This window comes from Streptomyces sp. SID486 (genome assembly GCF_009865385.1).
In the GTDB taxonomy this organism is placed as follows: Bacteria; Actinomycetota; Actinomycetes; order Streptomycetales; family Streptomycetaceae; genus Streptomyces.
This window is the reverse complement of record NZ_WWJT01000214.1, coordinates 1-25,618: the sequence shown is the minus strand read 5'-3', so window position 1 is coordinate 25,618 and position 25,618 is coordinate 1. Positions and strand designations below refer to the sequence as shown.

General features: G+C 72.9%; 24 protein-coding genes. 7 read left to right on the top strand and 17 right to left on the bottom strand.

Annotation, left to right across the window (positions count from 1 at the left end; all coding sequences use genetic code 11):
- Positions 1-29 precede the first annotated feature (29 nt).
- Positions 30-413, top strand: a complete 384-nt coding sequence (locus GT045_RS11025; RefSeq protein WP_161295593.1) for a hypothetical protein — start codon at positions 30-32, stop codon at positions 411-413.
- Positions 410-685, top strand: coding sequence for a DUF4031 domain-containing protein (locus GT045_RS11020; RefSeq protein WP_161295591.1), 276 nt, complete (start codon positions 410-412; stop codon positions 683-685). Before GT045_RS11025 ends, GT045_RS11020 begins: the two co-directional genes overlap by 4 nt.
- Before the next feature lie 226 nt (positions 686-911).
- Here the strand turns inward: GT045_RS11020 and GT045_RS11015 are convergent, their stop codons facing one another.
- The 13 genes from GT045_RS11015 to GT045_RS10960 form a co-directional block, all read right to left on the bottom strand.
- On the bottom strand, positions 912-1,982 hold the full coding sequence (locus GT045_RS11015; protein ID WP_161334047.1) for a GNAT family N-acetyltransferase: 1,071 nt from the start codon (positions 1,980-1,982) through the stop codon (positions 912-914).
- A gap of 41 nt (positions 1,983-2,023) precedes the next feature.
- A complete protein-coding gene (locus tag GT045_RS11010) occupies positions 2,024-3,406 on the bottom strand; it encodes an MFS transporter (protein WP_161334046.1) in 1,383 nt (460 codons plus the stop codon).
- Positions 3,406-4,587: a GNAT family N-acetyltransferase gene (locus GT045_RS11005; RefSeq protein WP_161334045.1), complete on the bottom strand. Its 1,182-nt coding sequence runs from the start codon at positions 4,585-4,587 to the stop codon at positions 3,406-3,408. The genes GT045_RS11010 and GT045_RS11005 overlap by 1 nt, the downstream gene beginning before the upstream one ends.
- Positions 4,584-5,519 (bottom strand): nucleotidyltransferase domain-containing protein, encoded by a 936-nt coding sequence (locus tag GT045_RS11000; RefSeq protein ID WP_161334044.1) that lies wholly within the window; start codon positions 5,517-5,519, stop codon positions 4,584-4,586. The genes GT045_RS11005 and GT045_RS11000 overlap by 4 nt, the downstream gene beginning before the upstream one ends.
- Before the next feature lie 91 nt (positions 5,520-5,610).
- Complete coding sequence (locus GT045_RS10995) at positions 5,611-6,747, bottom strand: aminotransferase class I/II-fold pyridoxal phosphate-dependent enzyme (protein ID WP_161334043.1); 1,137 nt, start codon at positions 6,745-6,747, stop codon at positions 5,611-5,613.
- Positions 6,744-7,775: a C-terminal binding protein gene (locus GT045_RS10990; RefSeq protein WP_202516203.1), complete on the bottom strand. Its 1,032-nt coding sequence runs from the start codon at positions 7,773-7,775 to the stop codon at positions 6,744-6,746. The genes GT045_RS10995 and GT045_RS10990 overlap by 4 nt, the downstream gene beginning before the upstream one ends.
- Positions 7,776-7,832: 57 nt before the next feature.
- Entirely contained in the window at positions 7,833-9,032 is a 1,200-nt protein-coding gene (locus GT045_RS10985) for a phosphonoacetaldehyde reductase (protein ID WP_202527762.1), read from the bottom strand.
- Positions 9,029-10,147: a phosphonopyruvate decarboxylase gene (gene aepY, locus GT045_RS38845; protein ID WP_202527754.1), complete on the bottom strand. Its 1,119-nt coding sequence runs from the start codon at positions 10,145-10,147 to the stop codon at positions 9,029-9,031. The genes GT045_RS10985 and aepY overlap by 4 nt, the downstream gene beginning before the upstream one ends.
- Before the next feature lie 29 nt (positions 10,148-10,176).
- Entirely contained in the window at positions 10,177-11,061 is an 885-nt protein-coding gene (locus GT045_RS38840) for an isocitrate lyase/phosphoenolpyruvate mutase family protein (RefSeq protein WP_345942608.1), read from the bottom strand.
- A 5-nt stretch (positions 11,062-11,066) separates the two neighbouring features.
- Entirely contained in the window at positions 11,067-12,449 is a 1,383-nt protein-coding gene (locus GT045_RS10975) for a helix-turn-helix transcriptional regulator (RefSeq protein ID WP_161334042.1), read from the bottom strand.
- Positions 12,450-12,538: 89 nt separating this feature from the next.
- Entirely contained in the window at positions 12,539-13,567 is a 1,029-nt protein-coding gene (locus GT045_RS10970; protein ID WP_161334041.1) for a GNAT family N-acetyltransferase, read from the bottom strand.
- A complete protein-coding gene (locus GT045_RS10965) occupies positions 13,564-14,469 on the bottom strand; it encodes a nucleoside-diphosphate kinase (RefSeq protein ID WP_161295574.1) in 906 nt (301 codons plus the stop codon). Before GT045_RS10965 ends, GT045_RS10970 begins: the two co-directional genes overlap by 4 nt.
- A 153-nt stretch (positions 14,470-14,622) precedes the next feature.
- Complete coding sequence (locus GT045_RS10960; protein WP_202516201.1) at positions 14,623-15,372, bottom strand: YqcI/YcgG family protein; 750 nt, start codon at positions 15,370-15,372, stop codon at positions 14,623-14,625.
- A 465-nt stretch (positions 15,373-15,837) separates the two neighbouring features.
- Between GT045_RS10960 and GT045_RS10955 the strand changes: the two genes are divergently transcribed.
- Both GT045_RS10955 and GT045_RS10950 read left to right on the top strand, forming a co-directional pair.
- Positions 15,838-17,058, top strand: coding sequence for an ATP-grasp domain-containing protein (locus GT045_RS10955; RefSeq protein WP_161334040.1), 1,221 nt, complete (start codon positions 15,838-15,840; stop codon positions 17,056-17,058).
- 134 nt (positions 17,059-17,192) lie between these two features.
- Positions 17,193-18,218 (top strand): class I SAM-dependent methyltransferase, encoded by a 1,026-nt coding sequence (locus tag GT045_RS10950; protein WP_161334039.1) that lies wholly within the window; start codon positions 17,193-17,195, stop codon positions 18,216-18,218.
- Here GT045_RS10950 and GT045_RS10945 read toward each other — a convergent pair.
- Positions 18,185-18,688 (bottom strand): GNAT family N-acetyltransferase, encoded by a 504-nt coding sequence (locus tag GT045_RS10945; RefSeq protein WP_161334038.1) that lies wholly within the window; start codon positions 18,686-18,688, stop codon positions 18,185-18,187. The two genes, GT045_RS10950 and GT045_RS10945, sit on opposite strands and share 34 nt — an antisense overlap.
- Before the next feature lie 83 nt (positions 18,689-18,771).
- Between GT045_RS10945 and GT045_RS10940 the strand changes: the two genes are divergently transcribed.
- On the top strand, positions 18,772-19,530 hold the full coding sequence (locus tag GT045_RS10940; protein ID WP_161334037.1) for a metallophosphoesterase family protein: 759 nt from the start codon (positions 18,772-18,774) through the stop codon (positions 19,528-19,530).
- Positions 19,531-19,636: 106 nt separating this feature from the next.
- On the opposite strand, the gene GT045_RS10935 is transcribed toward GT045_RS10940, so the two are convergent.
- Positions 19,637-20,731 carry a GNAT family N-acetyltransferase gene (locus GT045_RS10935; protein ID WP_202527746.1) on the bottom strand — a complete coding sequence of 365 codons (1,095 nt, stop codon included), beginning with the start codon at positions 20,729-20,731 and terminating at the stop codon, positions 19,637-19,639.
- 36 nt (positions 20,732-20,767) lie between these two features.
- Positions 20,768-21,412 carry a hypothetical protein gene (locus GT045_RS10930; RefSeq protein WP_161334036.1) on the bottom strand — a complete coding sequence of 215 codons (645 nt, stop codon included), beginning with the start codon at positions 21,410-21,412 and terminating at the stop codon, positions 20,768-20,770.
- 243 nt (positions 21,413-21,655) lie between these two features.
- On the opposite strand from GT045_RS10930, the gene GT045_RS10925 reads away from it, so the two are divergent.
- Positions 21,656-22,315 carry a maleylpyruvate isomerase family mycothiol-dependent enzyme gene (locus tag GT045_RS10925; protein WP_202527766.1) on the top strand — a complete coding sequence of 220 codons (660 nt, stop codon included), beginning with the start codon at positions 21,656-21,658 and terminating at the stop codon, positions 22,313-22,315.
- Between the two features lie 89 nt (positions 22,316-22,404).
- Positions 22,405-23,103: a copper homeostasis protein CutC gene (locus GT045_RS10920; RefSeq protein WP_161287687.1), complete on the top strand. Its 699-nt coding sequence runs from the start codon at positions 22,405-22,407 to the stop codon at positions 23,101-23,103.
- Positions 23,104-23,126: 23 nt separating this feature from the next.
- Here the strand turns inward: GT045_RS10920 and GT045_RS10915 are convergent, their stop codons facing one another.
- Positions 23,127-25,154 (bottom strand): UvrD-helicase domain-containing protein, encoded by a 2,028-nt coding sequence (locus GT045_RS10915; protein ID WP_237538510.1) that lies wholly within the window; start codon positions 25,152-25,154, stop codon positions 23,127-23,129.
- Positions 25,155-25,618 lie beyond the last annotated feature (464 nt).

Here is a 25,618-nt window from a genome sequence, read left to right as displayed (position 1 = left end):
CGGGGTCAAGAGTGCGCACAATGGGGTGCATGGACCCCATCAGCCCCCTGGAGCAGGCGTTGCACGCGGCCCGCGCCCTGGTACTCGCGGATCTGGTCTCGGGCGAGGTCGCCGAGGCGGACGTCGTCTCCCTGGTGGAGGACGCCGTCGCCCAGCGTCGCTGGTGGGTCGAGCAGTGGCCGCAGGGCGCGGCCTTCGTCGCCGGGCTGGTCGCCCAGGACGTGCAGGACGCCCTGCTGGACCGCTACGGCCGCTGGCCGCTGTGCCCGGTGTGCGGCTCCGGCGACCCGCACGCGCTGGACGTGGAGCCGGAACTGGGCCCCGACCCGCACTGGGTGTGCCACAAGGCGGGCGTGAAGGTCGCGTCGGTGGGCTCGCTGGGACCGGCCACCGGCGGGATGGCCTCGTCGTGACCCTGTACATCGACCCGCCCTCCTGGCCCGGCCACGGCCGCATGTGGTCGCACCTGGTCAGTGACGCCTCGTACGACGAACTGCACACGTTCGCGGCCGGGTTGGGCGTGCCCAGGCGGGCCTTCGAGCGCGACCACTACGACCTGCCGTCCCACCGCTACGCGGACGCGGTGGCCGCGGGGGCGGTGGAGGTCAGCAGCCGCGAGGTGGTGCGACTGCTACGGGCGTCGGGCCTGCGCCGACCGAAAAGACACCGGCACCAGCCCTCCTAGCCCAGAGCACCGGCCCTCTGGCCCACGGCACCAGCCCTCCTAGCCCAGGGCGCCAGCCCTCTTGGTCCACGGCACCGGCCCTCCTGGCCCACGGCACCGGCCCTCCTGACCGACGGCACGCCGCCCCGCATCCGACGCCGGGCGTGCTGATCCGGCGCCGGGCTTCCCGGTCCGACGGCCGGGCCGGCCGTGCGGGGGACGTGGCTCCGCGGGCCGGACGAAGCCGCTACAGCGGGATCACATGGCCGGTCAGCGGTACGGCGTCACAGCCCTGCAGCCGCTTGGTGTCCCCGTGGCCGACGCCGTAGTCGATCCAGTCGTGACGCTCGCGCGCGGTACGCCGCATGGGTTCGTGGTAGGTCACCGCCAGATGTGCGTACGGGGCGTTGCGGCCGGCCTCCGTGGTGCCGACGTACACGTTCTGCAACGTCCTCATGTCGGACACGAACAGCGCATGGGCGATCAGCCGGTTGTCGAGGTGGGCGGTGCAGAGCAGCAGGTCCTTGCCGAAAGAGTCGATGAGCGTGCGCAGCCGGCGCCGCTCGGCTGCCTCGTCGGCGGGCTGCCCGTACCAGCGCAGCAGTGTGCACCTGGCCTCGACGACCTCGTCGAACAGTTCGTCGGGGTCTCCTGTCCCGACGACGCAGCCGTGTTCCGCGAGGCGGCGCAGCTGCCGCTGCACCTCGATCCGCCGCCGCTTGGACCGGCCGGCCGCGAGGCTCTCCTCGTCGTCCCACGTCACCGGCATCATCGAACGCGTGGTCAGTTCGAAGCTCTCGCCGCCCAGGGCGCCGACGGCGGCTGCGAGGGCCCGCGAGGCGGCCGGTGTGGTGTAGAGCACCGACACCGTGGCCAGGCCCGCCCCTCTCGCCCAGGAGCAGACGTCGGTGAGGCACTGCCGCACGCTCGCGGGCCGGTCCGCGGCGGGTCCCACGGGATCGCCGAGGTAGCCGGGTGCCACCAGCAGCAGTCCCGGCAGGATCTCCTCGGGTCCGTCGCCGAGCCGTGGCAGGACGCGCCGAACCGAGCACTCCGCCTCGGGGAAGACGGGGTCCCGGCGGCGCAGGATCGCCCATGGGTTGTACGCCTCGTACGCGTCGCCGTCCCGGACCACGGCACCGGTGAAGGCGAGCGCGCCGTCCGGGCCGTCGTGCCGGACCGTCACCGGCTCGCCCGGCAGCCGGCTGATCATCGACCGCAGCCAGCGGCCCCCCTGAACCGCGGCGCCCGGACCCAGCCGGTCCCAGCGGACGTCGTCGAACGGGCCGGACAGCGGGGTCACTTCTGTCCTGTGCATGATCTTCCTGTCCTTTGTCGGTGGGGCAACTGACGGCGCGCCTAGAGCCTGGTGACGGCGTCCTCGTCTCCGTCGGCGGGGTCCGGCCGCGTACCCGTGTCCGGCTCCGGGCTCTGCGCGGTCAGGCGGCGCACGTCCGCGGACATCAGGGCGGCGAGGCTCGCGAGGGTGGCCGCGAGACCCGCCCAGGCGGCCGCCCCACGGGCGTCGAGTGCGGTCACCAGCGGGCCCATCAGCAGGGCGCCGAGGGGCATCAGACCGTTGAAGCCGAGAAACGCCAGGCTGCCCACGCGGCTGAGCAGGGACTCCGGCACCCGTTCCTGCAGCAGGCTGGGGAAGATCGAGTTGAAGAAGTGCAGACCCATCCCGTAGACGAAGGCCATCGCGAGCGCGCCCGCGCCGCCGCCGATCACACCCGTCGCCGCGAGGGCCAGTGCCATGAGGGCCAGCGCGAGGAACAGGGCGGGCCCGATCCTGCGCACCGTCAGCTTGGCCAGCACCACCGCCCCGGCCAGCGCGCCGATGCCCTGGAGCGCGTAGAACGTGCCCAGTGACCGGCCCTCGGACGTCCCCTCCGGTGCCATGATCAACGGCACCGAGACGTCGAGGACGCCCGCGTACACGGCGTTGGTGCAGGCGCCGACCACCAGGGAGACCAGCAGCCAGCGCAGGCCGACCACGTACCGGCCCGCCTGGGCGACGTCCGCGCCGACCTGCCGGAGCCTGCGGGCACCGGTCACCGGTTCCCCGCCCGCACCGTCCTCGGTCACCGGGTCCGGCTCCGCGGTATCGGGCCGGCGCTCCTCACCGGTCTTCCGCGACGTGCGGACGAGCAGCAGCAGGATCGCCGAGAGCAGGAAGGTGACGGCGTCGAACGCGAACGTCGCGGAGGCACCCACGAGGCTCACCATGAACCCGCCGACGAGCGGGCCGCCGATGAGTCCGACCTGCTGGCCGACGGAGAGCGCCGAGTTGGCGGCGACGAGCTTCTCCTTCGGCGTGATCTCCAGCATGTACGCGAAGGACACGGGCTGGAAGAAGCCGTCCGCCACGCCGATCAGTACCGCGAGGGCGACGATCAGCACCAGATCGGACGTCCACCAGGTCACTCCCGTGATGAGCAGCAGGATCACGAAACGGGTGAGGTCGGCCCCGACCATGACCGCCCGCCGGGATCGCGTACGGTCCCCGACGGCGCCGCCCACCAGGTAGAACACCAGTGAGGGGACCAGCAGCACGGCCGTCGCCGTGGCCAGCGTGGACGCCGAGCCGCTGACACTGATGATGTGCGTGGCGAAGGCGGTACGGAAGGCGTAGTCCCCGACCAGGGACAGGGCACGGGCTGTCCAGTAGTGACGGAAGTCCCGCTCCCGCAGGATGCCCAGCCTCTTGCGGGCGTTGTCGGTGTCGGTGTCGGTGTCCATCACTTTTCCGTCGTCGTCCTGTGCGTCGTCCTGCCGGGACGGGCGAGCCCCCCGGCGAGGGCCCGGGCCGCGCGGCGCGCCGACTCCAGATCGCCGTCGTCGAGCGGGAGGACGAAGCCGCTCACCTCGTCCAGGCGGCAGCCGCGCTCGATCTTGATGCTCTCCGCGCCGTAGCTGAAGGACAGCTCCTTGCGGCCGGTGCGGTAGGAGTCCTCGACCGGCCAGTAGTAACAGACCTCGAAATAGGTGTCCTTGGACCGGCTGTCGGTGTAGTCCGTGCCGTTGGACCAGGCGTGCCGTACGTCTCCGGCATCGAGGAACAGGCAGAACCCGATGATCCGCTCGTCGGCCAGCGCGGCGACGATCTCCGCCCGGTCGCCGAACGTGCCGCGCAGAGTGGTCAGCTGGTCTCGCTCCCCGGAGGCGTCAGGTCGCCGGCCGTACTTGGCGCGGTGCTGCAGGCGCAGCTCGACGAGCCGTTCGACACCCGCGTCGTCCAGCTCGGTCAGTGGGAACCGGCAAAAGGACACCCCCCGTTCGGCCATGCGGCGCCGGATGCGGTCCATGCTGTGGACCGCGCTGCGGCTCAGCGTGGCCCGGTAGTCGGCGAACGAGGTTCCCGGCGGGCGCAGGTTGCAGCGCAGGGCGAGCGGGAACTCCGCGAATCCCGCCCGGCCCAGTGCCTCCGCGAGCGCCCGCTCCTCCGGCTGCACGTACAGGAAGGCCACCGACCTGAGCCCCTCGTCACGGGCCTGGCCGACGAGGTCCGCGACCGCGCGGTCGAGCGCGGCGGGGCGGTGGCGGCCCGGACCGGCCGGGAAGCACTCGAGGCCCGGGTACATCAGCACGAGCGAGGGGAACCACGCCTCGCGGGGTGGCCCTCCGGCCCGGGCCGCGGCCTGGGCCTCCGTGGCCTCGGGGGTCAGGGTCCGCAGGCCGCAGGGTTCGAACAACAGCTGCCAGGGGTTCTTGCTCTCGGAGACCCCGCTGTCGCCGATGACGGTGCCGAAGAAGCCGGTGGCGTCGGGCGTTCCGGCTGCGCTGACGAAGCGGCGGTGGCTGCCCTCGATCCGGGCGGACATGAACTCCAGCCACGCCTCGGACGCGAACAGCGGCGGGTCGGGGTCCAGCAGCCGCCACGCCTCGCCGGCCTGCCGCCCGGCCGTGCCGCCGCCCGTCACGCGCCCTCTCCCGCGAAGGCTCGCCCCGTCTTCGCGAGGCCGTGCTCCGTCGCCGGCCATGTTCGTCCCGTCCACGACCAGGCCGGGACGAACGGGGCGAGCATCGGGAGGACGCGCGCGGGGCAGCGCGGATCGGTGAACGACCGGTACAGGTCCTCGGCCAGGTCGAGGACCAGGCCGAGCGCCTCCTCGTGCGGCAGGCGTTCCGCGAACAGCAGGGGTTCGATCCGTCCGAACAGTTCCGGCACATCGGACAGCCGGGAGATCGAGGCCGCCCGGGTGAGCAGGTGTTTGCCGTCGTGGGTGAGCGGACCGAAGGCGTTCACCGCCGACATCAGCAGGGACTCGGCGGCACCCCGGCACATCAGCTCACGGGTCGGGCTCGCCAGGACCGTCGTGTCCCCCAGCAGGCTGAGCGTGCCGACGAAGGCCAGGGCGGTGGCCGCCGAGCGGACCGCGTCGAGGTCGAGCCACGCACGGTACCGGTCCAGTTCCCCGGTGCCGCTCAGCGCGACGCCCTTGTGCACGCGCTGCACCAGCCGTATCTCCAGCGCCTGAAGGTTCGGCAGGTCGACCGTGCCGCCGTCCCCGGTGGTGTTCGCCAGCACCCGGGCGAGGTCGTGCAGGCGCTCGGCGGAGACGTACTCGACGTTGACCGGAAGGTCGCCCGCCAGTCCGTCGAAGCTGTCCCCGAGGATCGAGGGGTGGTTGGTGGTGCCGGGTGCCCGGCGCGGGCGGTGACGCTTGGTGAGGACCAGCAGGTCGAGGTCGGAGGTGGGGTTCCACTCCCCGGTGGCGTAGGAGCCGGCGAGCAGCACGGGTTCGTCCTCGTCGGCCTCCACCAGGGCCGCTATCGCCGGCAGGGCGGCCTGCCGCCGGTCCAGTTCGGCCTGTACCGGGGCGGGCAGCCGGTCCAGTACGGAGACATCCACGAAAGGGCTTCCTCTCACAACGGGTCACAACTGGTCGCGGTGTCCGGAACGGATCACAGCGGGGCGGGGGAGTCGGTGTGCGGGACACGGTTCACGAGGCGGCCAGCGCGTGCCGCAGGCGTTCCAGTCCGGCGGCGAGCTGCTCGGCGGGGAGGGCGAACGACAGCCGCAGATGGCCGGGCGCACCGAACGCCGAGCCGTCCACGACCGCTACCCGGTGCCGGTCCTTCAGCCAGGCGGCCGGTGCGCGGCGTGCCTCGTCCCCGGGCTCACCGGGCCGTCCGAGGCCGGCGAGCGGCGTCCGGACGTCCGGGAAGAGGAAGATGCCCCCTCGCGGACGGGGGCAGACGAGCCCTTCGACGGAGTCGAGGACCTTCATCGCCAGGTCCAGGTTCGCGGCGAGTTCGATGCCGACCCGCTGCCGCTCCGGCTCTCCCTCGGCCAGGACGACGGCCGCCGCGTCCTGCACGAGGCCGCTGGTGTTCCCGACGAGATGCGAGGCGACGGCGACGGCGCGGGCGTGGATGGCCGCCGGGGCGATGGCCCAGCCGAACCGCAGCCCGGCCAGGGCGTGGCTCTTGGACAGTCCGTCGACGACCACGCAGTGCCCGGGCAGCTCGGGGAACAGGTCCCGCACCGAAGGCGCCGCCCGGCCGCCGAGCGGTACCCCCCGGTACACCTCGTCACAGATCACGGTCAGCCCGTGCCGGCCGGCCCACTCGACCAGGGCCCGCAGCGAGTCCTCGGGGGCGACGGCACCGTCGGGGTTGCGGGGCGAGTTGACGATGACGGCGGCCGTGTCCGGCGTGCGCCGCGCCTCCCACGCGTCCATGTCGAGGGTGCCGTCGCCGACCGGCCCCGGCACCGGCACGGGGACGCCCCCGACCAGTTTCACGAGGTGCGGGTAACTGGCCCAGTACGGTGTCGCGAAGAGGACCTCGCGGCGTTCGCCCAGGACCGCGCCCAGCACCGCGACCAGGGCCTGCCGTGCTCCCGGCGCCACGAGAACCTGCTCGGCCGAGACGGCCGGGGCTCCCTCCCGGCCGGCGTACCGGGCGATGAGCGACCGGAGATCCGGGTCGCCGGCGGGCGCCCGGTAGTGCTGGTCGGCCCGCCGTACCCGCAGGGCGGAGGCGGCCGGGTGCACGGGGACGCGTACATCGCCGGTGGACAGGACGACGACGTCCTGGCCGTGAGCCCCGGCGGCCGTCGGGGAGAGCGCGGTCACCGGCCCTGTCCCGGAACCCGGCCGGGGTGGCCGTCGACGCGGCCGTCCAGCGCTGCCCGCACCAGCTCGGCCACCCGGCGGCGGCTGCTGGCCTCGGCCTCCTCGGACAGGAAGGCGCGATGGCTGGTGACCACGGTCCGGGGATGCCGGAGCACTCGTTCCCACCGGGGATCGTGGTGCGGGTTCTCCGGGAAGAAGACGTCGAGGGCGGCGCCCGCGATCCACTCCTGTTCCAGCGCCTTGCCCAGGGCCTCGGGGTCCACGAGCTTGCCGCGGGCCGCGTTGACCAGGAAGGCGCCCGGCTTCATGGCGCGCAGCGCGTCGGCGTCCATCAGCTGCTCGGTCTCGGGAGTCAACGGGCAGTGCAGCGTCACCAGATCCGACTCGGCGAGCAGTTCCTCCAGGGTGTCGGCGGCGCGGGCGCCGTAACCCTCGGCGAGGTCGCGGCCGAGGTAGGGGTCGTAGACCCGGACCTCGCCGTAGAAGGTTCCCAGGCGCCGGGCGACGGCGCGGCCGATACGGCCGAAGCCGACGATGCCCAGGGTGCGCCGGTTGGTACGGTGCGGGACGCCGCCGGCGTAGATGTCGAAGGTCCCCCCGGTCAGCGTCCGGTGCTGGGGGATCAGCTGCCGCTCCAGCGCCAGGGCGAGCGCCGAGGTGTGCGCGGCGACCTCGTCCACGCAGTAGTCGGGCACGTTGTAGGCGGGGATGCCGCGGACGGCGAGCAGATCGGCGTTGAGGTTGTCCACGCCGACGCCCTGGCGCACGACCACGCGCAGCCGGTCCCCGGCCGCGTCGAGCAGTTCCTCGGTGACCTGGGTGCGGTAGACCACCAGCACTTCGCACCCCCCGGCCGCCGCACGCATCGCGGGACTGTCGACCAGGTAGCGGCCGTTCTCGTACGGGCCGAAGCGCAACTCCACGTCCGGTCCGAGAATCTCCCGTTCCACCGTGGCCCGTTCGTGGCTCCAGGTACCGTCCTCCACGAGCCACGCGGGGTCGGTGTACAGCACGCGGCCAGTGGCCATCGTCGTCCGCCTTTCGTCGTGTGCCAGTCGTGCTTCGTCGCGGTTCGTCGTGCGGTGTCAGCCGAGCAGGTGGAGCACGTCGGCCTCGGTCAGCGCGCACGGGTTGTTGGCGGCCCGGCCGGAGGTGAGCGCCTCCGTCATGGGGCCGCGCCAGTGCTCAGCGGTCAGCGCCAGGTCCTCGATCCGGGCCGGCTGTCCCGCGCGGGTCAGCAGCTGTTCCACCAGCTGCCGCACACTCCGGCCGGCGAGGGTCCGGGTGGTGTCCTCGATGACGGCCACGGCGTCCCGCACCGCTGCGGCGCCCTGCGGATGGCGGCAGTCGGCCACGCCGACCGCCGCGTGCCGCTCCAGCAGCCAGGGCAGATGCAGGGCCACGGCGGTGCCGTGGGCCAGGCCCAGCCGCGCCGTCAGGTCGTACGACAGGGCGTGTGCCGCTGTGGTGCGGGTCAGATCTATCGCCGCGCCCGCCAGCGACGCGCCGTGCGCGGTGCCGAGGCGGATCGCCGGGTCCGCGAAGCTGCCGGTGTCCGCCGCGCGGGCCAGGGCCGGCACGAGCCGGTCCAGGGCGGCGAGCGCCAGTTCCCGGGAGGTGTCGCCGGCCGCGACGGACCAGTACGACTCGATGGCCTGGCTCAGCGCGTCCAGGCCGCTGGACACCGAGTCGCCGAGCGGGAGCGACGCGGTCAGGCCGGTGTCGACCAGGACCAGGTCGGCCCGGGCCTGGTCGAGATCGAGCGAGTGCTTGCGTCCGTCGATGTAGACGGTGGCGAACCGGGTCATCTCGCTGCCGGAGCCGGCCGTGGTGGGCAGCAGGACGAGCGCGCACTCCCGGCGTTCGGTGACGGCCTCCGGGTGGCGCAGGCACTCCTCGGCGTCGTGCCGCTGGGCGGCCAGGACGGCGATGGCCTTGGCCACGTCCAGGCTGCTGCCGCCGCCGATGCCGACGACCGCGTGGGGCGCGAAACGCCGTACGGCGTCGATACCGGCCCGGATCTGCCCGATGCCGGGGTTGGGACGCACTCCGTCGAAGTGCTCCACCGTGTGCCGCTCCGACAGGGCCGCGACGCTCCGGTCGGCGCCGGACCGCAGGTAGGACGTCCGGCCGTGCACCACGAGCACCCGGTCGGCGCCGAGCAGGGCGAGCGCATCGCCCAGCCGGGCCGCGGCACCGCCGCCCATGTGGGCCGCCGGGTGGCCGGGCAGCCGGGTCAGTCCGGGCCAGGTGTCGGGGAGCGCCCGCAGCGTCGTGCCGCTCACGTCTCCTCCCGGGCGGTGCCGGGCGTGACGGCCGCACCGTGCAGGGCCGTGAAGCGCGCCGCGATGTCCGTGACGGACAGGCTGCTGGAGGCGCGCTCGCCGGGGGCGCCGCCGACCTTCCCGTCCACCGCCAGCAGGCTGGGTCCCGGCGCGTCCAGCAGCGCCCGCAGAGCAGGGCGCAGCCCGGCCCGGGTACCCACCCGGCGTGCCTGCCGGTAGCCGACGGCGCGGGCGACGGCGGCGAAGTCGGTGGTCCCGGACGTGGTGGGCTGCCCGCCGGTGGAGTCGTACGCCTGGTTGTCGAAGACGACGTGGACCAGGTTGGCGGGCGCGTGGTGGCCGACGGTGGCGAGGGAGCCCAGGTGCATCAGAGCCGAGCCGTCGCCGTCCAGGACCACGAACCGGTCCTCGGGGCGGGCCAGCGCCGCGCCCAGTCCGAGAGCCGCGACGTGCCCCATCGAGCCCTGCATGTAGAAGTTCCCGGGCCGGTCGCCGCCGTTGTACAGGGTGCGGGAGAGGTATCCGGTGGTGGACAGGATCCGTTCCTCGCCCACCTCGGCGAGGACCGCGGCCACCAGGTCGTCACGGTCGGGGGCCTGGGCGCCGGCCGTGCCCTCCGCCTCCGGCGCGGTGTCCCTGAGTGCGCCCTTGCCCACCAGGACGAACGCGCTGCGTCCGGAGTCCAGGGCGGTGCCCGCCTGTGCGACGACCGCATCGGGCGAGGGGCCGTCGGCGGTCAGCCACCAGTACGGCACCTCCAGCGAGTCCAGCCACGCGGGTACGACCTTGCCCATCCAGTGGTGCTGCGGCTCGCCCGCGTCGGCCGTGGGCCAGCCGCGCATGCTGACGAGGACCAGCACGGGGATGCGGTACGGCAGTACCAGCGAGGTCAGCGGGTTGACCAGGTTGCCGAAACCGGAGTTCTGCGCGATCACCGCGGTCGGTTCCCCGGTGAGCCGGGCACCGGCGGCGACCGCCAGCGCGCTGCCCTCGTTCACCGCGGGGACGTAGCGGATCCGGGGGTGCCGCTCCAGGCGCCGGATCGGCTCCTTGAAGTACGAACAGGGCACCCCGGACACCAGCGAGACCCCGATGTCCTCCAGCCCCGCGAGCAAGGCATCCGATCCACCGGCCGTCCGGCCGGTCACGGCTTCGTGCGGAATGTCGACGGCATGCCCTGGAGCGCGAAGACCTCGGCCATCGGCGCGATCCGCTCCTCGATCTCGGCGGCCCGGTCCGCCCCGCCGAGATCGTGCAGCACCTCCTGCATGCCCTTGACCGCGGCCCGCAGTCCCTGGTTCGCGTAGATCACCAGGCGGTACCCGGCGTCGTAGAGCTCGCCCTCGGTCACGGTGTTGTAGGTGGTCGGTACGGCGACCAGCGGCACCGGGGACCGCCAGCGGGAGGCGAACTCCAGGACTTCCTCGGGGCGGCGGCTCTTGCTGTGCACGAGCACCGCGTCGGCGCCCGCGGCGACGTAGGCGTGCGCGCGTTCCAGGGCCTCCGCCACCGGCTGCCCGGCGATCAGCGCCTCGGTGCGGGCGATCAGCACGGTGTCGGGGTCGGACTGCACGTCCTTGGCGTTCTTGAGCTTCAGGGCGAAGTCCTCGGCGGGCAGCAGGTCCTGGGCCGCGTCGGCGAAGCTGTTGATCTTCGGGAAGAGCTTGTCCTCGATGCAGAGCGCGGCGATACCCGCCCGCTCGTAGCGCTGCATCGCGTACGCGGCGTTCATCGGGCCGCCGAAACCGGTGTCGCAGTCGGCGATGACCGGGATGTCGGTGGCCGCGTCCATCGCGATCGCGGCGTCCAGGTACTGCGTCATGGTCACCAGGCTCGCGTCCGGCAGCCCGTGGCTGGCGGAGATCTCGAAGCTGGAGGCCCACACGGCCTCGAACCCGGCGCGCTGCACCAGCTTGGCGGTCAGACCGTCGTGCGCACCGACAGCGCGGACCACGGAGGTCCCGGAGAGCAACGCGCGCAGGCGGGCGGCCTTGGAGCCCTGGGCCCGGATCGGCTGAGTGTCCGGCACGGCGATCAGTGTCCTTCCTTGCTGTACCACAGGCGGTCTTCGGCGATGTATCGGTCGATGCCCTGCTCGGCCATGGCCCCCAGCGCATGGCGTACCTCGGGGGTGACCTGCCCGCCGATGCGCAGCAGCAGGACCCGGGGGGCGGTGCCGGTGACGGCGGAGAGCGTGACGGGGACCAGAGGTTCGGTGTAGGCGGAGTCACCCGGTTCGAGCACGTCGGTACGGCGCTCGCCGTCCCGCTCCCAGCTGATGCGCACGGGCGCGTCGCCGAGCACGAAGAGGTACTGGTGCTGGTAGGTGGTCAGCGGCGCACTGCCGGCGTCCGCCGTGGCGAGCACGTCGAGCTGCAGGGACGAGGTGTGCGGGTGCAGGGGGTCACCCGCGAGCCGGGTGAGCCGGTAGGCGGGCCGCGCGTCGTCGGGGTACACCCAGCTGCGCGCGTCCCGGGCGTGCTGGATGGACACGCCGTGCCGCGCGGTGCTGCGCGGCGGCAGCAGATCGCGTACGGAGACGCCCAGCCCGTCCGCCAGGACGGTGAGTTCCTCCGGCGTGGGCACGGCCTGCGGGCCGCTGCCGGTCAGCTGCCTGATCCGCTCGGGCGTGAGGCCGGTGCGGGCGGCGAGCTCGGCGGGTGTGACGCAGCCGGCCGCCATGAAGGAGCGGACCGGTCCCGCGGCGGACGAGGCGTCCGGCGTGACGGGCAGTGCGAGGTCGCGGGCCGTCTGCCGGCCGAGTACCGCCAGTTCCCGCTGGGCGTCCCCGGTCAGGCCGCCGCCGTAGGTCAGGGCGAGGATGTAGGCCGGCTCGGCATCGGTGCGGGCGGTGAAGGAGTGCGGGGCGAAGGGCAGGCCCCACACGGAGTCCCCCGTCCGCATCGGGACGCAGTACGAGCGGCCCTCCCAGCGGTAGTAGTAGTTGACGGGGCCGACGAAGTAGGTGAACTGGTAGAGCAGGTGCCCGCGGTTCCACTGCACCTTCGGGTTGTCCGCCCGGTCGTCCTCGACGACCTGGAGCATCCGGATCCACTCCGGCCGGTAGGAGGCGATCCGGGCCATGGCGGTGTCGCGGTACTCGTAGTAGTCCGTGCCGCCCCGGGCCAGCAGCCGGGAGCTGGCCACGGACTCCTTGGCCCGCAGGACGGTGAGGCCGGTCGGGCAGTCGTCGTGGATGGGCAGCAGGTCCCGCTCGTTGAGCGGCCAGACCTCGGCGGCCCGGCGCAGCAGGGCCCAGTCCACCGGCCGCCGTCCGGAGGTGTACTCGGCGAAGGTGCCCGGTTCCAGGCCGAGGTCCCGCTCGGCGTTGTCGTCGTCGCGTTTGAGGTCGTTGGCCGCGGCGCGCAGCAGTGCGGCGGCCCTGCGGTCGAATCCCTCTACCACTGGAGCTGACATGGTGCTGTCCCCCGAATTCCAAATCGTCGGGTGAGGAACGGAACTCCGGACCCACACGGGAGGTCCGGGCCGTCGAGGAGGGCCCGTGCTCAGCCGCGCCGCACCGCGCGTCCGAGGGGGTGGGCCCGGAGGCCGTAGCGGAGCTTGAACTCGTCGTTGCGGCGGCCGCATTCGAGGACCGGACGCCCGGAGCCGAAGCCCGCCCTGAGTTCCGCCTCGAACAGGGCGTACTGCGGACTCCAGTTGAGTTCCGCCGGATACAGGCAACCGCCGGCCCAGGCGTGCATGCGGGTGGCGTCGTACAGACAGATGGAGGTGGCCAGGAGCGTGCCGTCGAGATCGATGCGCAGGATCCGGCAGGCGTCGCCCAGCCGCTCGATCAACGCGCCGAGCCGGTCGGGCGGGTAGTAACCGGGTGCGTGCTTGTCCGCCGTGCCGAGGCACAGATCGAGCACGTCCTGGTCGAGGGCGTCGCGGCCGGTGCGCAGGGTGATCCGCGCACCGGAGCGCTCGGCGCGGCGCGCGTACTGCCGCAGTGATCTGCGTGAGGCCCGGCCGATGCCGGCCAGGTGCTCGTCGAGGGTCGCCGGGCCGCCCGCGATGGGGAGCCGGTAGCGTGGCGCCGTCTCCTCGACGGTCACGCCGATGGCCTTGAGCTGCTTCGCCAGGGGCTCTTCCAGCGGCACGTTGACCAGGCCCCACATCTCCGCCCGGTGCTCGGCCGCCAGGTCCCCGAGCGCCTGCCAGAACTGCTCGACGAGCCAGGCCGTCAGCTCTCCCCGGTGCAGCAGGCGGGTGTCGTAGCAGTGCCAGACCTGTCCCACCAGGGCGTTCAGTACGGCGTCGGCGCCGGGGCCGGTCGCGAAGGGGTCACGGGTCCGCTGGAGGTACACGGGAAGGGCCGCGACCAGGACGCCCCCAGGGGTGCGGGCAAGCAGGTATGACGCGGCCGACGGGTACGTCAGCGGGTCGGACTCGACGCTGCGCAGGAAGTCGTAGGACTGGAAGACACTGGCGTCGCAGGCGGCCACCAGCTCGTTCCAGTCCTCGCGGCCCACCGAGGCGAGGGAGTCCGTGACGGTGATCTGTACCCGTGCCTCGGCGCCGGTGACCGTCATCGGACGGCCTGCCGGCTCGCGCGCAGCGGCTGGAAGTGCAGCGAGGACTCCAGCACCACCCGCTCCCAGGCGTCGAGTACCACGCCCGCGGTCCGCAGGGCCTGCTCCGCCACCGACATGCGCATGCCATCAGCTGCCGGGGGCTCGAACTCGCAGGCGAGGAAGGGAAGCAGTGGTTCGGGGGCGTGGCCGGCGAGCAGCGCCGACAGTTCGGCTCCGGCGCCCACGTCGCCCAGCCGGGCGGTCTCCGGGAACCGGTCCCGCACCCGCTGCCGGACGGCCGCGGGAAGGTCCTCCCACAGAGCGGCGACCACCCGGGTGCGGACGGCGGCGAGCACCTGGTCGAAGTCCCGGTGTTCGGGTGTGTGCGGGGTGATCACCTGGCACAGGTAGTCGATCTCGGCCGCCGCGGCCTGCGGATCGGCGGCGGCGTCCGCCGCGGTCAGTCCGAAGACGGCGGCCTCGCGTTCTGACTCCGCCGGCCCGTCGGAGCTGTGCATCAGCCCGACGATGCTGTTGACCGCGCCGAAGTCACGCCGCAGGGTGCCGTGTTCGGCCTGCTCGGGGTGCTGGTAGCCCTTGCGCAGGGCGAGGACGTCGTGGGCGCCGCCACCCGGACCGGGCCCTGCGTCCCCCTCGTACCGGCAGATCAGGGCCATGGCCGGGCCGAGCGCGAGGACCGCGTCCACCAGCCGGTACCGCCAGGTCTGCCACTGGCCGGCGATGAGGTCCGCGTACAGGTCGTCGATCAGCTCGGGGTCGGCGCGCAGGGCGCGGGCGGCGACGGGTGGGAATCCCTCCTTGCGCAGCCGCTCGACCATGTCCGTGTGCACGCCCCGGTAGGGCGCGTCGGAGCTGAAGAGCACGAAGACATGGCGGGACCAGAAGTCGGAGTCGGGCACGGCGGAGTCACCTTTCGACCGGTCGGATCGGAGAGGGGCACTCGGGAAGCACTCGCGCAGCGCGGAGCGGCGCTGCCGGGCCGGCACACGGATGGGTTCATGACGCGTGCGAGCGGGGCGGGGGCGGCCAGGTGGGCCGGGTGCGGGACGGTGTCAGCCGGCGAAGGGGCACTTCTCGGGCTCGCCCACCGACTGGTCGTCCGGCAGCGCGTACTGGCGCCATTTGTGGACGGAGGAGTACATCGGGTCACCAAGATAGGGATGCGGCGGGACGGTGTCGTAGTGCTCCAGGGCTGCCCGGATGCGCCGCTTGGCGGCCTGTCCCGCCACGGTGGAGCCGCTGAGGCCGTCGAAGACGCGCCGGGTCTGGAACACCAGCGTCAGGCAGGGGCCCAGATTGCGGCTGTCGCGGTGGTGGTAGCCGGGACTGGCCATGAAGGTGAACCACGGCTCGCCCGCGAAGCACCACTGCCAGGCGGGGGACGCGGTGTCGGTCGGGTAGCCCTCGGGCCAGGGATCGGTGTCGACGGCGCTGAGGTCTCTCAGCAGCGTCCAGAACGCCGCCTGGTGATCGGCCAGCTCGGCGTGCGGCTCGGGCGGGCCCGCGAAAACGATCAGTGTCTGGCGCTTGGGGCCCCGCCGGGCCTGCTCACGGAATGCCACCAGGCTGTCGGCCAGGGCGTGCACCCCGTGCTCCTCCGGAAAAGAGGAGTCGAATAATGTGAACCAGTTGTTTCCGCGCTGCTGCCCCTGGACTCCGAAGTAGCAGGGGTGCGCGCGTTCCTGGTCGAGCAGTTTTTTCGCGAAGGTCTCGTACGCGTCGGGAAACCAGCCGGGAAACCTTGCCGGACCATTCGCCTGCGGTTGCTCCAGGGCAGACCAGAGATGTCCCCCGTGAACCACTTTTTCCCCCTTTCTCTGCCATGCCTGGAAGGGCCAGGTCAAGGCACCGTGCGCCGCCGGCGAACCGGCAGTTTTCCTTGTATCCAGCAGAGATTCACCGATCAAAACATGGAGGTAAGCGGCCGTCAAGGTTTGACGATCTTGGCCGGTGATCTGACTGAAAGTGCGCGCTTTCCTATCGTCAACCGCCATGTATCAGCACCTGAAAGCGGACAAACAGCGCACTGTTCCAGGAATCAACCACCGACTTTTAGTCTTCAATAATCAGGGCTGGACACTGGAAGAGGGGCCTGCCTACGGTGGGTCGCGGTTTCGATGTCATGCCTCTCCACTTATCCATCCGCTACTTCGGGCAACGGTCCCGCCGTGCAGAAGCGGACTTCGCGAGGCAGCCGAAATCTCCTGCTTAGGGCATGCCAGGCGTACTGGACCGCATGCGCATTCAAACCGGGGGCAGTGACAGACATGACCGATGTGCGGCGCAAGACCACCGTCCTTCTGCTCGACCGGATCGGCTATTCCTTCTATCAGGACAGAGACGGACGTAGATTCCTGCCGGAAGACCGCTGTTCGGTACGTCTGGTCACTTCCCTCGACAAGGTCGACGAAGCCACCGGAAAGGAACTGGAATCCGTGGTGGCGGTCGATGTCTACGACAACCGTGCGCTTGCCGAGGCGGTCCACCACCAGGCCGGCTTCAAGGGGCACAGAGCGGACCGCCTGGTGGCCATCACCGAACGGCTCCTGCTGCGCGCCGCCGAACTGCGCGAGGAACTCGGTCTGCCGGGCCAGACCGTGCGGGAGGCGCTGCTCTTCCGCGACAAGGTCCGCATGAAGGAGCACCTGAGCGCGCACGGCATCCGCGTCCCGGAGTTCGCCCCGTTCAGCGAGGCAGCCGCCCTGGAACTGCTGTCCCGGACCGGCGCCGTGGTCGCCAAGCCCCGGCTGGGCAGCGGTGCGCGGGACATCTTCGTCCTGCGGGAGCCGGCCGACATCGCCTCCTTCGCGGCCGGACACGCCTCTCGTCTCGACGAGTTCGAGGTCGAGGAGTTCATCGACGGCGAACTCTTCCACGTCGACAGCGTCGTCCAGGACTCCAAGGTGGTCGCCGCCGTCGCCGCCCGGTACATCGACGAGACCACGTCCTACACCCGACTGCGCCCGTGCCGTGACGTGGCTCTGGGCCCGGGCCCGCAGCTCGACGCTCTGCTGGAGTTCAACGAACGCGTCCTGGCGGCCCATCCGGGCTTCACCGGCGTCACCCACCACGAGATGTTCGTACGCGACGGCGACATCGTCTTCTGCGAGATCGGCGCCCGGGCGGGCGGCGGCGGCGTCATCGCCGGCTTCCTCTCCCGGACCGGCGTCAACCTGGACGAGGCCGTCATCCAGGCGCAGGTGGAGGGAACCGTACCCCTGCCCGCCGCCCCCGCCGGCCACCTCACCGGGTTCACCGTCATCTACGCGGGCGCCGGCGTGCTCCAGCGGCCCCTGACGCCCCCGGACGAGCCCTGGGTGCTGGAGTGCCAGGTGCTCGCCCGTCCCGGTGACCGTCTGGAGCGACCCGAGAACTGCAACGACGCCGTGGCGATCGTGTCCGTACGCGGCGACTCCGAGGACGAGGTGATCCGGCGCCTCGACCAAGTGGGCCGGCACATGGTCCCCGTGCTGAGCGCCGCCGACTGAGCACGCCCGGCGCACGAGCCGGAAACACCGGAAACACCGGAAACGAAGGACTGCCCAGCACAAGAAGGACTGCCCAGCACAAGAAGGACTGCCCGGAACAAGAAGTACTGCCCGGAACAAGAGGGGGAAACAGCATGTCTGCACCGAGGGAAAGCTCGCCGGCGCCCGCGGACTGGGTTCGCGGACCGGTCGCCGATCTCTTCTCGTCCTACGTCGCCACCGCGGCCCTGTCCGCCGCACACCAGCTCGGCATCCTCGACCGGCTCGCCGAGGACGGCCAGGCGCCCTTCGGCAACGGCGGTGACGAGAGCGTCTCCGACACGGTGGTCCGCGCCGTGCACCGCACCCTGCACTGGGCCCGGGTCGTCGAGGTCAAGGACAACGAGGTGGTGATCCCCGGCGCGCTCTTCGCCGAGGCGTACGCGGCTCGCGGCTACTTCTACTGGCTGGTCAAGGGGTGCGGCGAACTCTTCAGCATCGCCCCGGACGTGGCTCTCACGGAGCGCCGGACCGGCGACTTCTACCACCGCGACATGCGGGCCGTGGCCGTCGGCTCCAGGCTGATCGGGGACGAGGAGGTCGAGCCGCTCTTCGACCGTATCCTGGCTGATCCGCCCGTCGGGAAGGTCGCCGACCTCGGCTGCGGTTCCGGGCAGCGGCTCATCCGGATCCTCGGCAACCACCCCGGCGCGACCGGCGTCGGCGTCGACATCTCCGCCGCGGCGGTGCAGCTGGCCGGAGAGTCCGTCGAGTCCGCCGGCCTCACCGATCGCATCACCCTGCTCCAGGGGGACGTCCTCGAGCTCGAACCGCGCCCGGAGTTCGCCGACGTCGACACGGTCACCTGCGTCTTCATGGGGCACGACTTCTGGCCGTACGACAGCTGCGTGCGGACCCTGCGCAGGCTGCGCACGGCGTTCCCGGCGTCCCGCCGCCTGTTCATCTGCGATGTCGTCCGGACCAGCGAACTGCCCGGCCCGGACACCACCGTCTTCACCCTCGGCTTCGAGGCCGTACACGCGCTGATGGGCGACTACCTCCCCACCCTCGACCAGTGGCAGGAGGCGTTCCGGGAGTCCGGCTGGGAGTGCCGGACCGTCCTGCCGACCACCGTTCCGCCCCACGGCTACCTGTTCGAGCTGACTCCCGCGGCGGACTGAACCGTCCCGGCGGACCGGGAGGGGACCGTGGTCCGCTCCAGGTGATGGCGGAACACCTGTGTCCGCCGGGTCTCGAAGCCCGCCCTCTCGTACAGGCGGTGGGCGGCCGCACGGCTCGGCCGGGACGTCAGGTCGACGTGGTGGGCCCCGTGTGACCGAGCCAGCTCCAGCCCCCGCCGTACGAGTGCGAGACCGACGCCCGCTCCGCGCGCCGACTCGTCGACGACCACGTCCTCGAAGCGGGCGGTCGTCCCGGTCGGCAGCGCGAGAACGAGCAGGGTGAGCAGCCCGACCACGCCCTGTCCGGTGCGCGCCACGAGCACCAGGTTCGCCGGATGCGTGACGACGCTCCGGACGTGTTCCGCGGTCAACTCCGGCAGCGGTTTGCCGAGCTGCGGAAGCAGCCGCCGAAACGCCCCGACCACGGCGTCGTCGGCGTCCGAGAGGACCTCGATGACAAGCTCCGGCATACCCCTCCTCGACCGCGCCCCCGCTGACCTGACCCGTCCATGCTAAGTCGGCAAGCCGCCCTGCGGCGGGGATACTTGGACCCATGGCGAAGCGTGTGGCGGTTCTCTCCGACATCCACGGTGTGCTGCCCGCGCTGGAGGCGGTCCTCGCGGAACCCGATGTCGTCCGCGCCGACCTGATCGTCCTCACGGGTGACATCGCGTGCGGACCGCAGCCCAGCGCGGTTCTGGACCTGCTGACCGGTCTGGGCGACCGGGTCGCCTGGATCCGGGGCAACGCCGACCGGGAACTGGTCGAGTACCGGCGCGGGCTGAGGGACTCCATCCCCGACCCCATCGGCCCCTCGGCCGCCCGTGACCTGCGCGAGGACCAGGTCGACCTCCTGGCGGGACTGCCGACATCGCTCACCCTCCCCGTCGAGGGGCTCGGCACGGTGCTCTTCTGCCATGCCACACCCCGCGACGACGAGGAGGTCCTCCTGGTCGACAGCCCCCTCGGGCACTGGGCGCGGGCGTTCGCCGACGTCGGCCCCGAGGTCACCACCGTCGTCTGCGGTCACACCCACATGCCCTTCACCCGCCTCGCGGCCGGCCGCCTCGTCGTGAACCCCGGCAGCGTCGGCATGCCGTACGGACGGCCCGGGGCCCACTGGGCCCTGCTCGGCCCCGACGTCCGGCTGCGCCGCACCCTCCTGGACGTTCCCTCCGCCACGGCCCGCATCGCCGCCGCCTCCTCCTTCGAGCAGGCGGCGGAGTGGGCCGACCACTGTCTGAACGCGCGGTGCACGGAGGAGCAGGCGTTCGAGATCCTCAGGGGGCCGACCGGATCTTCGGGGCCGTGATCCGCGGCCGGACGGGGCGACCGCTCAGCACCGCCGGCCGCGGTCCCGCTGTCGCCCGGCGTCGCGTGCCGGCGGCCCGCCGCCGCCCGGTGACGACGGTGGGCGGTCAGCCGCGGTGGACGTACAGCCGGAGGCCGGCGTCCATGTCGTGATCGTCCCGGGCGGTCCGTTCCTCCTCCACGGTCGCCCGGGTGAAGCCGGCGCGGGTCGCCACCGCCTGGGAGGGCGCGTTGTCGTGCTCGATGGCCAGCAGGACCACGTCGACGTCCTCCCGGGCCAGCGCCCACCCGGTCAGCGCGCGTACCGCCTCCGTCGCGTAGCCGTTGCCGCGGGCGCCCGGGACGAGGTCGTAACCGATCTCCACCCGCCCCTCCTCGTCCGGGACACCGTGGAAACCGGCGCCGCCGACCGCGCGGCCGTCCTCGGGCCGTACGAGGGCGAAGACCCCGAACTCCGGCCGGTGCACGCCGGCTTCGTACGCCTTCATCATGTGGGAGCAGGCTGCCCGTGTGCCCTCGTACGGGCCGCCCTCGATCCAGTCGAAGCCGCCGGTGCCGCCCAGCCGCAGATCGTCGGCGGCGGCCGGGCGGATGCCGGTCAGGGTGACGCGCTCGGCGGTGATGACCGGGTTGTTGCGCCAGCGCCACTCGGTGACGGGGGCCCGTCCCGGCAGCTCGCCGCGGCCGGTCGCCCACAGCAGCGTCGGCCAGGGCGCGGGGCCGGGCTGGACGTGCGGGAAGAGCCAGGCCAGGACCGACTCGGCCAGCTCGGCGGGCGGCTCGTAGGCGAGGTCGAGCGCCCGTGCCATGTCATGGGTGTGCAGCAGGACTTCGGCGACCCCCATGGCGGCGAAGCCGACCCGGTCGGCGCTGCGGAAGGGATAGGGGTGGAAGGCGCGCGCGCCGGGCGGGGCGGTACGCACGGCCGCGGCGAGCAGGGCGCCGGTCGTCTCGACGACGTGCAGCAGGCCGGCGTTGTCGGTTCCGGTGTCCAGGTTCAGTTCGAAGGGGACGTAGGCGTTCTGGGCGCGCCCCGCGAGGTTGGCCGCGTACGCCACGAGATCGTCGGCGACGTGGACCGCCGTTTCGTGGCAGCTCCACTCCAGCCCGGCGGCCTTCACCGCTGCCCAGTCCCGGTCCACCGCCTGCCGCAGCACCGCGACGCAGCCCGCGACCGCTTCTTCCACCTGATCCCCGCCCATGGCACGCATGGTGCGCACAGTAGGTGGCGGGGCCGCTCAGGTCGACAGCATTTCCAGCTCTCCGGTGAGGTTGTAGCGGGCCGTCGCCTCCCACTCCCGCCGGCCGTGGGGGGTGCGGAACAGCCGGGGGAGAGCGAGGAGTTGGCGCAGGACCGCGGCCCGCCCGGCGCGGAAGGCGTCGTTCGGCACGAAGTGGTACTCCTCGCGGACCGCAGCGGTGTAGGCGGCGTACGCGGCCGGGGGCGCGGCCAGGACGGCCAGGTCCGCGTCGCACAGCACCTGGCCGTCACGGTCGTCGTCGGCCGGGTCGTGGGTGACGGTGAGCCGGACCAGCCGGGCCACCTCGGCCGTGGTGCCGTCCGGCACGCCGGCCTCCGGCAGGGCGCGCTCGGCCAGCCGTGCGGACCGCTCCTCGTTCTCGGAACGCTCGGGCAGGTAGACGGCGTCGTGGAACCAGGCGGCCAGGCGGACGACGTCCGGATCGGCCGCGTAGGTCCGCAGCACGTCGACGTGGTCGAGTACGGCGGTGAGGTGGGCCACCGTGTGATAGTGCCGCTGCGGCTCCTGCCAGCGGGCGAGCAGGGCGTCGGCGTAGGGGGCGGGGTCGGGGCCGCCGGCGGGGGCGCGGACCGCCTCCAGGGAGCGGGCGAAGCGCAGGCGCAGGGCGTCGAGGTCGGCCATGGCCCCATTGTTCCGCGTAGGCCGGTGCGGGGCTCACCCGGCTGCCCGCCCGTGGGTCACCCTCCGGTGCGGGGCTCACCCCCGGGCTGCCCGCCCGTGGGTCGCCCGCCGGATGCGGGGCTCACCCCGGGCTGCCCGCCTGTGGGTCGCCCGCCGGTGGCGTGTCCGTGGGCCGCCCGTCGTTTTCCCGCCTGACGGCCGCCCGTGGGTGCCCCAGGGCCTAGCGTGCTGTCCATGACGGACATGCAGGAAGTGCGCGATCCCGAACTCCCCGGCCGGCTGCTGACCCTGGAACGGGACGCCTTCGTACCGCTGTTGCGGTCCCGCCCGGACACGGACTTCGCGCTGCCGGCGGCCGCGTGCCCCGGGTGGACGGTGCGGGACGTGCTGGCGCACTGCTCCGCCGCGCTGATGCGCGTGGTGGAGGGCCGGTTCGAGAAGGGCGTCTTCTCGCCCGAGTCGAACGACCGGGACATCGCCGAGCGGGCCGGGTGGACGAACGCGCGCGTCGTGGACGAGCTGGAGCGCGGGATGACCGAGGCCGGCCCGGTGCTCGCCCGCGGGGACGGGAGGCTGGACGTCCTCGCGCTCGGGGAGTGGGTGCACGCCGGTGACGTGCGGGAGGCGTGGGGCGCGCCGGGCGCCTACGCGGGGGCCGGGCTGCCGGACGCGCTGGCCCTGCTGGCGCGGTTCACCCGGCAGAAGGAGCACGTGCCGCTGCACGCCGACCTCGACGACGTGGACGAGCCGCTGCACCTCGGCGCGGTGGCCGCGAGCGGTCCGCCCGCCCGGTACCTCGGCGACGCCGCCACGCTGATACGCCTCTGCGCGGGACGCCCTGTGACGCCTGGGACGTATGAGCTGGCCGGGGTGCGTGAGGCGGAGTTGAACGTCTTCGGGTGAGTGGCGGCACCGTGGCGCTCCGGCACCCGCGTACTCTTAAATTGGACTAGACCTGTAGTCGTCCGATGAATGCCGATGAATGGGGTGCCATGAGCAAGCGTGCAGTCCTGGAGGTGATCGCCCTCGACGTCGAGGACGCGGTCGCCGCCCAGGCCGGAGGCGCGGACCGGCTGGAGCTGGTCACCGAGATGGCGGCCGACGGGCTCACCCCCTCGCCCGCCACCGTCGCCGCGATCCGTGCCGCCGTCGACATCGACCTGCGCGTGATGCTCCGCCTCGCGGACGGCTTCGCGGCCGGAGACGTGGACCGGCTGGTCGGCGTGGCCGGCGAGCTGCGGCAGGCGGGCGCCGACCAGTTCGTGCTCGGCTTCCTCGCCGCCGACGGCGACGTCGACCTGAGCGCCGTGGAACGGGTCGTCGAGGCGCTCGGCGGCTGCCGCTGGACCTTCCACCGGGCCATCGACCGGGCCGCCGACCGGGACGCCCTGCGCAAGCAGCTCGCCGACCTGCCCGGCCTGGACACCTACCTCACCGCCGGCTCGGCGGCCGGCGTGGACGACGGCCTGCCCACCCTGCTCGCCGAGGCGGCGCACGACGGCGAGCCAGGGTACGAGCAGCAGATCCTGGTCGGCGGCGGACTGCGGCTCGACCACGTGCCGCGGCTCCGGGACGCCCGGATCAAGGCGTTCCACATCGGCGGCGCGGCCCGCCCCGACGGCTGGCGGGGACCCGTCTCGGCGGACGCGGTCGCGCAGTGGCGTACGGCGCTGGACGGGGACGCGCCCTAGACCCGCCGGGACGGCACGGCGCCCTACCCGGCGAGCTGCGCGGGCAGCGGCGCCGAGTGCGTCACGACCAAGCCCGACACCGCGCGGGTCAGCGCCACGTACAGGCGCCGCAGCCCGGTGCGCTCGTCCGGCTCGCCGTCCACCACCGCCCGCGGCTCGTCCAGGACCACGTAGTCGTACTCCAGGCCCTTGGCGAGCGAGGCGGCGACGAGGGTGAGCCGGGTCTCGCTCGTGGTCTCCTCACCGGGCGCGAGATAGGGGATGCCGGCCGCCGTCAGGGCCTCGGCGAGGTCCGGGATCCGGGCGTCGGCTGCGATCAGACCGGTCGAGCCCTCGTTGCGCAGCAACTCCTCGCACGCGGCGACGACTTCGGCCGTCCCGGAGGCCGTACGCACCTCGAAGAGGCCCGGGTTCTCCCGGACGGAGGCGACCGGGGCGAGTCCGGGCGCGATGTGCGGCAGCAGCCGGGAGGCGTACGCGATGACGTCCGTCGGCACGCGGAAACCGGCCGTCAGCTCCTCCACCGCCCCCTCGGGCTTGCCCAGATGCCCCAGCGCCTCGGCCCAGCTGCGGGTCGCCCACGGGGTCGTGCCCTGGGCGAGGTCGCCCAGGACGGTCGCGCTGCCGGTGGTGCAGCGGCGGCCGACGGCCCGGTACTGCATCGGGGACAGGTCCTGCGCCTCGTCCAGGACGACATGGCCGAGCGAGTGGGTGCGCTGGACCAGGTCGGCCGCCTCGTCGATCAGCACCGCGTCCGCCGCCGACCACCTCGCCGACTTCACGCCGCGCACCGGCCTGGGCCACAGGATCGTTTTCCGCTCCTCCTCGTCCAGGAGGCCCTTGGCGTGCTCGGCGAGGAAGTCGGCGTCCGACAGCAGCCGCAGCACCAGCTTCGCCGGGTCCACGGCCGGCCAGACGGCCTTCACGGCCGCCTTCACCGCGCTGTTGCGGGCGACCGCGTCCTGCACCCGGTCGTCCGGTGCCTCCCCGGCCCGCTCCATCTGCACCAGCACGGCGTGCGCGATGCGCTGCGGAAGGGCCTCGCGGGCCGCGCCGTAGCGGATGTCCCGGGCCAGCAACTCGCGGACGATCTCCTCCAGTTCGTACGCCGGCACCCGCCAGCGCCGTGAGCCGCGCACGACCACGACCGGTTCGGCGGGCATGGTCACGTGCGCGTACAGGGCGCGCCTGAGGACCTCGGCCATCCGGGCGTCGCCCTTCACGAGCGCGGCGGCGGCGTCGTCCGTGGCCCGCACCTCGACATGGGCGACGAGGTCGTCCACCGTCGCCTGCCGGACGGTCAGCTCGCCGAGCGCGGGCAGCACCTGCTCGATGTAGTGCAGGAAGGACCGGTTCGGCCCGATGACCAGGGTGCCGGTGCGGGCGAGCCGCTCCCGGTGGGCGTAGAGCAGATACGCGACCCGGTGCAGCCCGACGGCGGTCTTCCCGGTGCCGGGGCCGCCCTGCACGCACACCGTGCCGGACAGGCCGGAGCGCACGATCTCGTCCTGCTCCGGCTGGATGGTGGCCACGATGTCCCGCATCGGGCCGACGCGCGGCCGTTCGATCTCCTGCTGGAGCAGCTTGCTGGTGGTGGCCGCCGCCGTGGGATCGGCCGGTTCGGAGAGGTGCTCGTCCTCGTACGCGGTCAGGTCGCCGCCGGTGTAGCCGAACCGCCGGCGCAGCCCGACGTCCATGGGGTTCTTCCTGGAGGCCCGGTAGAACGGCTGGGAGACCGGGGCGCGCCAGTCGATGACCATGGGGTCGCCGCCGGCGTCGTGCACATGCCGACGTCCGATGTAGAACCGCCCGTCGGCCTCCCACCGCCGCTCCTGCGCGGAAGGCGTCTCCCGCCCCTCCGGCTGCTCCGCGCCGCCGGCCCGCTCCGCCCCCGGCGCGTGCAGGTAGTCGAGCCGGCCGAAGAACAGCGGGGTGCCGCTGAGGTCGGCCAGCGCCTTGATGCGGTCGTCGATCTGCCGGGCGAGCACCTCGGCGTTGACCCAGTTCGCGGTGACGTCGCTGATGTCGAGGGCCTCCACGTCCGCGCGCATGGCACGCAGGGCGGCACGGGACGCGGCGAGGTGGGAACGCTCTCGGGAGAGGGGGTCGGCCGGCCGGGCTACGGACGGTTCGTGGGCGGGCGCGGACAAGGGGGTGCCTCCGGGTGGGCCTGCTGTGTGGCGACGACGACGGTGCCGTCCGGTTCCGGCCGGGCGGCGGCGCTCCGAGGGGGAGGCGGGCAAGAGCGAGGATTCTAGTGAGCCGACGGGACGCGCGCCAACGGATTTCCACCCGGCCGGCCCTCCCGGAACGTCCTCCCCGGCCCTCCCGGAACGTCCTCCCCGGCCATCCCGGAACGTCCTCCCCGGCCCTCTTCCCGCCCCTTCTCCGGCCCTTCCGGGCTCCCCTTCCGGCCTGCTTCCCGGCCCCGCTCCCCGGCCCTCCGCCCCGGCCGTCGCCCGGCCCGCCGCCCCGCCGTCGTGCTGTCCGGCGCCCCTGCCGTCGCCCGGCCCGC